This is a genomic window from Burkholderia sp. AU4i, assembly GCF_000466765.1.
Classification (GTDB): domain Bacteria; phylum Pseudomonadota; class Gammaproteobacteria; order Burkholderiales; family Burkholderiaceae; genus Burkholderia; species Burkholderia cepacia.
The window spans coordinates 1-8,948 of sequence record NZ_ASSI01000283.1 but is presented as its reverse complement, the minus strand read 5'-3'; the positions used below and the strand labels follow the sequence as shown (position 1 = coordinate 8,948).

Genomic DNA, 8,948 nt, shown 5'->3' with positions numbered 1-8,948 from the left:
GCCCGGGCATCACGCCCCAGGCGGCCGCGGCCAGCAACGCGAGCGGCGCCAGCGCGAGCGGCGCGAGCTTGCCGAACGCCAGCGCGCACGCATAACCGAGCGCGGCAAGGCCGACGCTCAGCCCGTGCTGCGGGCGATACCACGCAAACGCGGCGGCCGCGAACAGGGCGAGCCAGATCGTGGCGGATGGAAGGAGCGAGAGGGACATGACAGGAGCGGCATTCGTCGGACGAGACGCCGCGCATCATACAGCAGCCTTCCGGTCGTGCCGGCCGGGAGCCGTCAGCGGCCGGCGGTTTCGGTGACGCCGTCGCGGCCCGGGATGTGGACGCTGTTGCGCACGCGCATCCGCCGCCGGTACCAGAACGTCCACGTCAGCAGACAGCCGAACACGGTATAGCCGATGATCGGCGACACGACCAGCACGCGTTCGACCGGCCAGGTCATGACCATCCAGCAGCGCAGCAGCATTTCCAGCGTCATGAACCCGCCCCAGACGAAGGTCATGCGCCGGAGCATCTGCCGCAGCCCCGGCTGCGCGTTCCAGACCGCTTCGAAATGCGCGGCACCGCCATCCATTTCGCGGGCGATGGTGGCGCGGGCGAGATAGAAGATCAGCGGGCGTTCGCGGAACAGCGACAGCAGGAACACGACGCCGATCGTGCCCGACGCGAGCGATTCGCGCATCAGCAGCGTGCGCGCGCTGCCGCCGAACGCCATCCCGATGATCGACAGCGCGATGCCGAGCAGCACGATGGCCGCTACCGCATCGACGCGGCGCGAGCGGATGAATTCGACGATCGACCAGATGACCGGCGGGACCGCCGACGCGTACAGCGCGCCGGTTTCGCCGAAATACGGCTGCGCGGCCCGGTAGGCAACCCAGGGCAGCACCAGGTTGACGAAGAGTTCGAGAATCAGTCCGGCTCGCGGTTTCACGGTGAGCAATTCCACGCAGGTTGGGGCGAACGCGCAATGGGTGTGGTGGCCACCGGTTGCCCCGAAAAGGGTTCGGTCCAGTATATCGAAGAATCGCGCGGGGCTGCGGCACGGCTTCGGCCGCTTTCCGCCGGCCGCGGCGGCACCGTCGTCATGGCGCCGCCGCGCCCGGCAGCGTGATCGTGATGGTGGTGCCCTGCAGCACGACGCTGTGCACGTGGATGTGGCCTCCGTGCCGTTCGACGACGGCCTTGACGAACGCCATGCCGAGCCCGACGCCGCTGGTTTCCGGCTGGCCGGCGGTGCGAAAGCGCCGGTAGCGCTCGAACAGCCGCGTCTGGTCCCCGCTGCTGATTCCGCACCCGCTGTCGCGGATCGTGCAGCGCACGGTCTTGCCGTCGGCACCCGGCTCGACCTTGCATTCGACGCTCGTCAGCGGCGCGCTGTACTTGATGGCGTTGTCCAGCAGGTTGATCAGCGCGCGCGACAGCAGCGCCGGGTCGCCCCGCACGATCGTGTCGTCGCGCCGCGGCACGTCGTCGATCGACATGGATTTCCGGTGCGCGAGCGGCCACACCGCATCGCGTGCCTCGTTCATCAGGTCGGCGAGGTTGACCGGCACGCGTTCGTATTCGCTCGCCTCCGCACGCGACAGCTGCGCGAAGCCGTCGGCCATCGCCAGCGTGTGCCGCGCCAGCCCGGCGATTCTCGCGAACTGCTGCTTCATCTGCGCGTCGGCCGCCCGCTGCGCCTGCGTGTCGATCAGGATGATCAGCGATGTCAGCGGGGCGCGCATGTCGTGCGAAAACAGCGTCAGCATGTCGTTGCGCTGGCGCTCGAGCATGTCGCGGCGGACGGTCGCGTTGCGCAACGTTTCCAGCGACGCGTGGATCCGCGCGATCTCGGGCCCGACGCCGCGCGGCAGCGCGACGTGCGACGTATCGCCTTCGCTGAGCGCGACGATCCGGCGGCCGAGCACATCGAGCGGCTTCGACAGCAGCCGCTGCATGCCGCGCGCTAGCGAGGCCAGGATCGCGATGCACAGCGTCGTGGCGAACGCCGACACCCCGACCCTGATCCGCGCGGCGTTCCGGTCGCCGATCGCGCGATGCCGGGCAAGGTCGATCACGCGGTCGCGCAGCAGCTCGCTCGGCCGGAAATGCGGCACGATCGCGCGGGAAAAATCGGCGGCGCTCATGGCATACGCGCCGTCCCGGCCGCCGGCGACGGTCGCGTCGACGAGCGGCAGGATGTGCGCGTCGAAGGCCGCGTTGAGCTGTGCATATTCGCGTGCGACGTCGGGGTCGTCGAGCTGCGTGCCGATCGCACCGTCGATCAGCGCGCGCAACTGCTCGATGCGTCCGCGCATCCGCATGATGTCCGCGAACTGCGCGCGATCGAGCGCCTGCCGCGCGAACATCGGCGCGATCAGCAGCGAACCCGTGCGCCCCGCGTATTCCCGGAGATCGCCGAGGAGCCGCGCGAGCAGGATCGCACCGGACGTGCGCGGGTCGCGCATCGCCGTGTCGCTCATCGCGCCGTCGATCAGCAGCGACAGCGTGTCGACGATCCGGAACAGGCGCGCCTGCGCGTGCTGGATGTCGTGAACGGTGCGTGACGCGAGCGGCCGCGCGTCGAGCGCGTCGACTTCGGCACGCGCATCGGCAAGCATCATCCGGACGGAGTCGAGTGCATGCAGCAGGTTGCCGCGTTCGCGGTCGTCGAGCACGGCCGCCTGCGCGATGCCGGCGCGAAAACGTTCGAGCGCGTTGTCGGAACGCGCGCGCGCGGCGAGCAGGTTGCGGATCTCGGCAGCGCCGTCGTCCTGCAGGCGTACCAGCAGGTCGTTCGTCGGGCCGCGTTCGGCCGAGATCACGTTGGCGGCGCTCATCGCGCCGCGGACGAATTCGAAGCTTTGCAGGTCGGCGTTTTCCTGCCGGTATTGCCGGAAACTCCCCCAGATGATCGTGCCGCAGAGCAAGGCTAGCAGCGTGGTGACGAGCGCGAAGCCGATATGCGTCTTCTGCAGGATCGTCAGCGATCGAATGTTATATGCGTGTTCCCGGCTAAACGAGAATGAACGATTCATGACACACCATGTTTGCAAGCTATCCCGGGTGGGCCCGTATTCTCGGCCTGTCGGCGCCGTGACGCCGTAAGGTTTTGTGGGGGCGCGGCCGCCTTCACGGGGCGGCCACGATCCCGGCCGGGAGGCCGGATCTCGCGTTGCACAGGATCGCCTTGCGTCAATGCCCTGTCGACATTGGGCGAATCGCGCTTGATCCGGAGAAACCCTGATCGCGTATCGAACCCTTGGCGCGTTACGGCAGATGGTTTGGATGACGAATATTTTTGATCCGCGCGTCTGTCGTGAGGTGCGGCATCAGGTCCGCTTAGGACGACGGCGGCAAGGAGGGAGCTGGACGGGAACGGAAGGCAGGTGCGCCGCCCGTGTACGGGCGACGCTTCAGGACGATGCTGCAGCAGGCGTGCCGCGGCGCGAATCGGTGCCGCGGCCGCGCGAGCGGTCAGGCGACGGCGGGCCGAACGATGATCTTCACGTTACGGTCCTTGTGATTGACCAGTTCCTCGAAGCCGTGCGAGACGATGTCGCCGAGCGCGATGCGCCCGGTGATGAGCGGCTGTACGTCGATGCGGCCGTCCGCGATGAAGCGGATCACGTCCGCGAACTCGCCGTTGTACGCGAGCGAGCCGATCACTTCCTTTTCGGTCGACACGATGTCGAAGAAGTTGAACGGTGCCGGCTCCTCGAAGATGCCGACCATCACCGACTTGCCGGCCTTGCGGATCACGTCGATCGCGAGCTTCGCCGTGGCCGTGTGCCCGATGCACTCGAACGACACGTCGGCGCCGTAGCCGTCGGTCAGCGCCTTGACTTCGGCGATCGCGTCGGACGTCTTCGGATCGATGACGACGCTCGCGCCGACCTCGAGCGCCTTCTGCTTGCGCGCGGCCGACATCTCCAGCGCGATCACGCGCCCGGCGCCCGCGGCCTTCGCGCACATGATCGTGCACAGGCCGATCGTGCCCGCGCCGACCACGACGACGGTCTGCCCGACGATGTTGCCGGCCTTCTTGACCGCATGCAGCCCGACCGCGAGCGGCTCGATCAGCGCGCCGGCCTCGGTCGGGAAACCGTCGGGCAGCTTGTACAGCAACTCGGCCGGCACGTTCACGTATTCGGCGAACGCGCCGTTGTTCATCAGCCCGGTGAACGCGAGGTTCTCGCAGATGTTGTACAGCCCGTGCCGGCAATACCAGCAGGTGCCGCAATGCTGGCATGCGTCGGCCGTCACGCGGTCGCCGACCGCGAAGCCCGTCACGCCCGCGCCGAGCTCGGCAATCTCGCCGCTGAACTCGTGGCCGAGGATGCACTGGCCCTTCAGGCCCGTCAGCGGATGCGGCGCGTCGACCGGGATGAAGACGGGGCCGGCGACGTATTCGTGCAGGTCGGAGCCGCAGATCCCGCACCAGTGCACGCGAATCGTGACCCAGCCGGCCGGCGGGCGCGCCGGAACGGGAACCTGTTCGACGCGGATGTCGTGGCGGCCGTGCCAGACGGCGGCTTTCATGCTGGGGGCGGTGGTCGATGCCGGTGTACTCACGTTGCTGTCTCCGTCAGGTTGTCGTCGGGCACGCGGCATGGCTGCCGGTGCGCCCGTTGCGCGATTGCGCGATCGACCGGTATGCAGGAACGGGGCCAGCTCGAGCGGGTACGCCGGGTGGCGATTCAACGGAACGTGCGTGATGCGATGCACCATTCGCCTGTTCGGTTGACAGGAAACGATTTGACGGGGGAAATGCACGAATTTTGCTGCAATCGCTGCACGGCACGCCGGTGAGACGCTGGGACGTTCGTCTCAGTGCAATGAGACGAGTCGCGAGACGCGCGGCGATGGACGGCGCCGTTCGACGCGCGGTCAGGCGACGATTTCGTCGACCGCGACCGGTGCGAGCCGCGTGAATCCGGCGGCGCGGTACAGCGGCAGGCCGGCCTCGGTCGACACGAGCCACACGCGCCGCGCGCCGCGTTGCCGTGCGTGCGCGACGATCGCGGCGAGCACCTGCATCGCGAGACCCCGGCGGCGGTACGCATCTGCCGTCGCGACGCGGTCGACGACGATATCGTGCGCCGACGCAAAACCGTAGCGCGCGGTGGCGGCGATCTGCCCGTCCAGGCGGTGCGCGAACAGGAACGCGGCCGGATTCGGCTGGAATGGCGGGAACGGGGCGTCCGCATTGAACGTTTCGACGTCGCGCGGCGTGTGGCAACCGAGCGCCTGCGCGAGTGCATCGTCGCCGGACAGCGTGTCGATATCGGCGGCCATGAAATGCTCGTCCGACAACCGGCGTGTCCTGCCTTCCAGCGCGGGCGGCAGCGGCGCGGCGCCGAAGCGCGTGATCCATGCGCCGACGGTGAACGGGCCGTCGCCATACGCGGGCGCGCCCTCGATCACGAAGTGCTCGAAAGGCCGCCCCATGCCGGCGTCGAACCGCACGACCTGGCCGTCCGGGCTGTCGTGCAGCGGCGCATCGCGCCGGTCGCGTGCGGCGCAGTAGCCGGCGACGAAGATGCGCACGGCGGCCTTGCGGCGGGGGAAGGTCGACCAGGCTGCGTCGAGCGGAAGCGGGGCGGCGGGAGCGGGAGAGGCGGTCGGCATGCGGGCGCAACGCGGTCGGGGCGAAGCCGACAGCTTAAATCAGGCGGCCGCTCGCCGCCGCCCGGGCCCATTGCCGCGATCGGCGAAACGCATCGTTGCGCGCGATACCCCTTTACTTGAAGTTAACTTCAATTTGTATCATGTGCGCCAGTCCGATCGCGGACGCGTGACGCACCCCGTTGCACGCGGCCGCTCCAACGGAGGTGGAGATGACCGAATCGCCTGTCGCGGCCGAGGCCACGACGCTGCCGCCGCGCAGCTACCGGGCCGCCGTCGCGAACGTCGTGCTGGCGAGCATCGTGTCCGCGTTGCACGTCGGCAAGGCGACGATCGCGTTGCCGTCGCTGCAGCACGAGTTCGGCGGCTCGCTCGCTTCGCTGAGCGGGATCATGTCGGTGTTTCCGTTCGTCGGCGTGTTCGGCGGCATCGCGGCCGGGCTGCTGGTACGGCGCTGGGGCGACCGGCGGATGCTGATCGCGGGCCTGGTGATCCTCGGCCTGTCGAGTGTCGCCGGTGCGTCGGCCGGCAGTTTCGCGCTGCTGCTCGCCACGCGCTTCGCCGAGGGGCTCGGTTTCGTGATCGTGGTGGTCGCCGCGCCGGCCGTGCTGAATCGCGTGACGCCGCCCGAGCGGCGCAATCTCGCGTTCGGGCTGTGGAGCACGTTCATGCCGGCCGGCATGGCGCTGTCGATGCTGGTCGGGCCGCTGCTCGGCGGCTGGCGCAACGGCTGGCTCGCGGCTTCGGCGCTGACGCTCGCCGCGGCGGCCGCGGTGCCCGTCACGACGTCCGCCGAAACGCCGGCCCGGCAGGCCGCGGCGCCGCGCATCGGGCCCGCGCTGCGTGACGTGCTCGCGTCGCGGTCGACTACGCTGCTCGCGCTGGGTTTCGCCACCTACAACGTGCAGTTCTTCGCGGCGATGACGTTCCTGCCGGTTTTCCTGATGCAGCGCCTCGGCGTCGCGGTCGGCGCGGCGGGGCTGATCAGCGCGGCGATCGTCGCCGCGTGCGTGATCGGCAACCTGACGGCCGGCTGGTTGCTGTCGCGCGGCGCACGGCCGGGGATCGTCATGGCTGCGACGTCGGTCGCGATCGGCGCGGCGGGCGCGGGACTCTTCAGCGCGGCCACACCGGCACCGCTCGCGGTCGCACTGGGTTTCGCGTTCTCGGCGATCGCGGGGATGCTGCCGGCGACGATCCTCGCGTGCGCACCGGGCTCCGCGCCGACGCCGTCGCTGGCGCCGCTGAGCATCGGCTGGGTCGTGCAGGGCAACTATCTCGGGCAGGTGATCGGGCCGCTGTCGATCGGCGCGATCGTCGGTGCATTCGGCTGGTCGGGCGGCATCGGACTGATGCTCGCGGCCGCCGTCACCGGCGCGGCGATCGGCCTGTCGCTGCTGCGCGAACCGATGGGCCGGCGCTGAGCGCGGCGCCGTTCAACCTGCACGGAAATCCGTCAAGCATGCTCAACACCATGGAAAGCCTGATTTGCGAAGAAGATGTGCCGTGCGATGCGCCGGCACGGATCGAACACGATGCGATGCCGCCGCGCGGCGGCGCCGCGCATCCGCTCGTGACGCCCGGCGGAGCGCCTGCTCCCGAGCATGCCGCGGCGGCCGTCTCGCCGTTGCGCCCGCAACTGTTCGTCACGGTGCTGGAGGCCGGCGACGACGCGTTGCTGGTTCGCTGGGTCGAGAGCGGCCGTTGCCATTACGGCGAACAGCGCTGGCGCTTGCGCGTCGCGTTGCAGCCGGGCCGTTGCGCGATCTCGGGGCAGTCGATCGAGCCGGGCGAGCCGGTGTTCCGGCCGGTGCGACGGCCCGTGCCGGCCAATGGCGACGAGATGATCTGCCCGGCGTCGGTGCCCGGTGCAACCGGCGTGGTGCGTGGCGCCAGGGCGGAGGGTGACGACGACGCATACGCGCCGGCCGACGTTCGCGGCTGAACGCAGGCCGGCCGCGGCATCCCGTCATTTCTTCACGTCGTGCCGGTACTGGATGAACCCGGCGTTGTTCGCGAGCTTGTCGTACAGCGCGCGCGCGGTCGTGTTGGTTTCGTGCGTGAGCCAGTACACGCGGCTCGCGCCGGCTTCGCGGGCATGGTCGTACACGGCCTCGATCAGCGCACCGCCTGCGCCTTGCCCGCGTGCGTCGGGCGCGGTGTACAGGTCCTGCAGGTAGCAGTACGGCCCTTCGGTCCAGCACGAGCGGTGGTAGATCGAATGCACGATCCCGACCAGCGCCCCCGATGCGTCGAATGCGCCGAGCACGAACATCGGCTCGGCAGGATCCATCAGGCGGGCCCACGTCGTCGCGAACACCGCGTCGCTCAGCGCGGTGTCGTAAAACTTCTGATAACCCTGCCACAGCGGGCGCCACGCGGCTTCGTCGGCGGCGACGAGTGGGCGCACCGTGACGCGCGTCGCGTCGTGCGCGCGGCCGGCCGCATCGCGCGCGCGCGCCTGCGCGTGGCGGATCGCGGTGAGCGACTGGCGCTGCTTGCCCTGCGCGTCGAAGTTTTCCGGTGCGAGCCACGCGTCGAACGCGGCGCGGACATCCGGCCATTCGCCGTCGATGATCGAGAACCACGCGGTGTCGCGATTGCGGCCGCGGTAGATGATCGCCTGCCGGAACGTGCCTTCGTAGCGGAAGCCGAGCCGTGCGGCGGCCTTGCGCGACGGCACGTTCAGGTCGTCGCATTTCCATTCGTAGCGCCGGTAGCCGAGTGTGTCGAACGCGTATTTCATCAGCAGGAACTGCGCTTCGGTCGAGACGGGCGTGCGCTTGAGCAGCGGCGAGAACGTGACGGAGCCGACCTCGATCACGCCGTTGGCCGGATCGATGCGCATCAGCGCGAGGGTGCCGACCGCGCGGCCCGTGGCACGGTCGATCACCGTGTAGTGCAGCGGATCCGCGCTCGCCTGCGCGCCGCGCGCGTAGTCGCGGTAGCTCGACTCGTCGGTGTACGGGCCGTGTGCGAGATAGGTCCAGTCGCTGCCGTCCGGCGCCTGGGCGTAGGCGGCGTACAGGTCGGCCGCGTGGCGCTCGGCGTCGAGCGGTTCGAGCCGGCAGTAGCGGCCTTCGAGCACGATGCGCTCCGGGCGCGGGCGCGCGGACCAGTCGGGGACGGGGTGGCCGATGGATTGCTGGAAAGCGTTGGTGAGCGTGGACAAGGTCGATCTCGCTTCGGTTGGCGGCCGGCGACATGCCGGCATGCAGACGATCGTAGTCGCGGCGAGGTACCATGAGAAGCGCCAGGGATTGGCAAATTTATGGTGCCAAGAGCCAAGAGCCAAGAGCCAAGAGCCAAGAGCCAAGAGCCAAGAGCCAA

7 protein-coding genes and 1 pseudogene are annotated in these 8,948 nt (G+C 69.3%); 2 read left to right on the top strand and 6 right to left on the bottom strand.

Going from position 1 to position 8,948, the window contains the following annotated elements; all coding sequences use genetic code 11:
• The 5 genes and pseudogenes from L810_RS40525 to L810_RS40505 form a co-directional block, all read right to left on the bottom strand.
• Nucleotides 1–208, bottom strand: a pseudogene (locus L810_RS40525) (CPBP family intramembrane glutamate endopeptidase); the annotation flags it as partial.
• Between the two features lie 74 nt (nt 209–282).
• Complete coding sequence (locus tag L810_RS40520) at nt 283–939, bottom strand: VC0807 family protein (protein WP_021163924.1); 657 nt, start codon at nt 937–939, stop codon at nt 283–285.
• A gap of 151 nt (nt 940–1,090) precedes the next feature.
• Nucleotides 1,091–3,028 carry a sensor histidine kinase gene (locus tag L810_RS40515; protein ID WP_021163922.1) on the bottom strand — a complete coding sequence of 646 codons (1,938 nt, stop codon included), beginning with the start codon at nt 3,026–3,028 and terminating at the stop codon, nt 1,091–1,093.
• Nucleotides 3,029–3,467: 439 nt separating this feature from the next.
• Nucleotides 3,468–4,532 carry a 2,3-butanediol dehydrogenase gene (locus L810_RS40510; RefSeq protein ID WP_042978224.1) on the bottom strand — a complete coding sequence of 355 codons (1,065 nt, stop codon included), beginning with the start codon at nt 4,530–4,532 and terminating at the stop codon, nt 3,468–3,470.
• A 348-nt stretch (nt 4,533–4,880) separates the two neighbouring features.
• Nucleotides 4,881–5,621, bottom strand: a complete 741-nt coding sequence (locus L810_RS40505) for a GNAT family N-acetyltransferase (protein ID WP_021163919.1) — start codon at nt 5,619–5,621, stop codon at nt 4,881–4,883.
• A 209-nt stretch (nt 5,622–5,830) separates the two neighbouring features.
• Between L810_RS40505 and L810_RS40500 the strand changes: the two genes are divergently transcribed.
• Both L810_RS40500 and L810_RS40495 read left to right on the top strand, forming a co-directional pair.
• On the top strand, nt 5,831–7,042 hold the full coding sequence (locus tag L810_RS40500) for an MFS transporter (RefSeq protein WP_021163918.1): 1,212 nt from the start codon (nt 5,831–5,833) through the stop codon (nt 7,040–7,042).
• Between the two features lie 38 nt (nt 7,043–7,080).
• Entirely contained in the window at nt 7,081–7,563 is a 483-nt protein-coding gene (locus L810_RS40495) for a DUF3331 domain-containing protein (protein WP_021163917.1), read from the top strand.
• 24 nt (nt 7,564–7,587) lie between these two features.
• Here the strand turns inward: L810_RS40495 and L810_RS40490 are convergent, their stop codons facing one another.
• Nucleotides 7,588–8,790, bottom strand: coding sequence for a GNAT family N-acetyltransferase (locus L810_RS40490; RefSeq protein ID WP_042978223.1), 1,203 nt, complete (start codon nt 8,788–8,790; stop codon nt 7,588–7,590).
• Between the last annotated feature and the right edge of the window lie 158 nt (nt 8,791–8,948).

Bases quoted from the DNA above. Each gene is read 5' to 3' on its own strand.
- L810_RS40515 (WP_021163922.1), bottom strand. From the start codon at position 3,028: ATGAATCGTTCATTCTCGTTTAGCCGGGAACACGCATATAACATTCGA.
- L810_RS40510 (WP_042978224.1), bottom strand. From the start codon at position 4,532: ATGAAAGCCGCCGTCTGGCACGGCCGCCACGACATCCGCGTCGAACAG.
- L810_RS40505 (WP_021163919.1), bottom strand. From the start codon at position 5,621: ATGCCGACCGCCTCTCCCGCTCCCGCCGCCCCGCTTCCGCTCGACGCA.
- L810_RS40500 (WP_021163918.1), top strand. From the start codon at position 5,831: ATGACCGAATCGCCTGTCGCGGCCGAGGCCACGACGCTGCCGCCGCGC.
- L810_RS40495 (WP_021163917.1), top strand. From the start codon at position 7,081: ATGCTCAACACCATGGAAAGCCTGATTTGCGAAGAAGATGTGCCGTGC.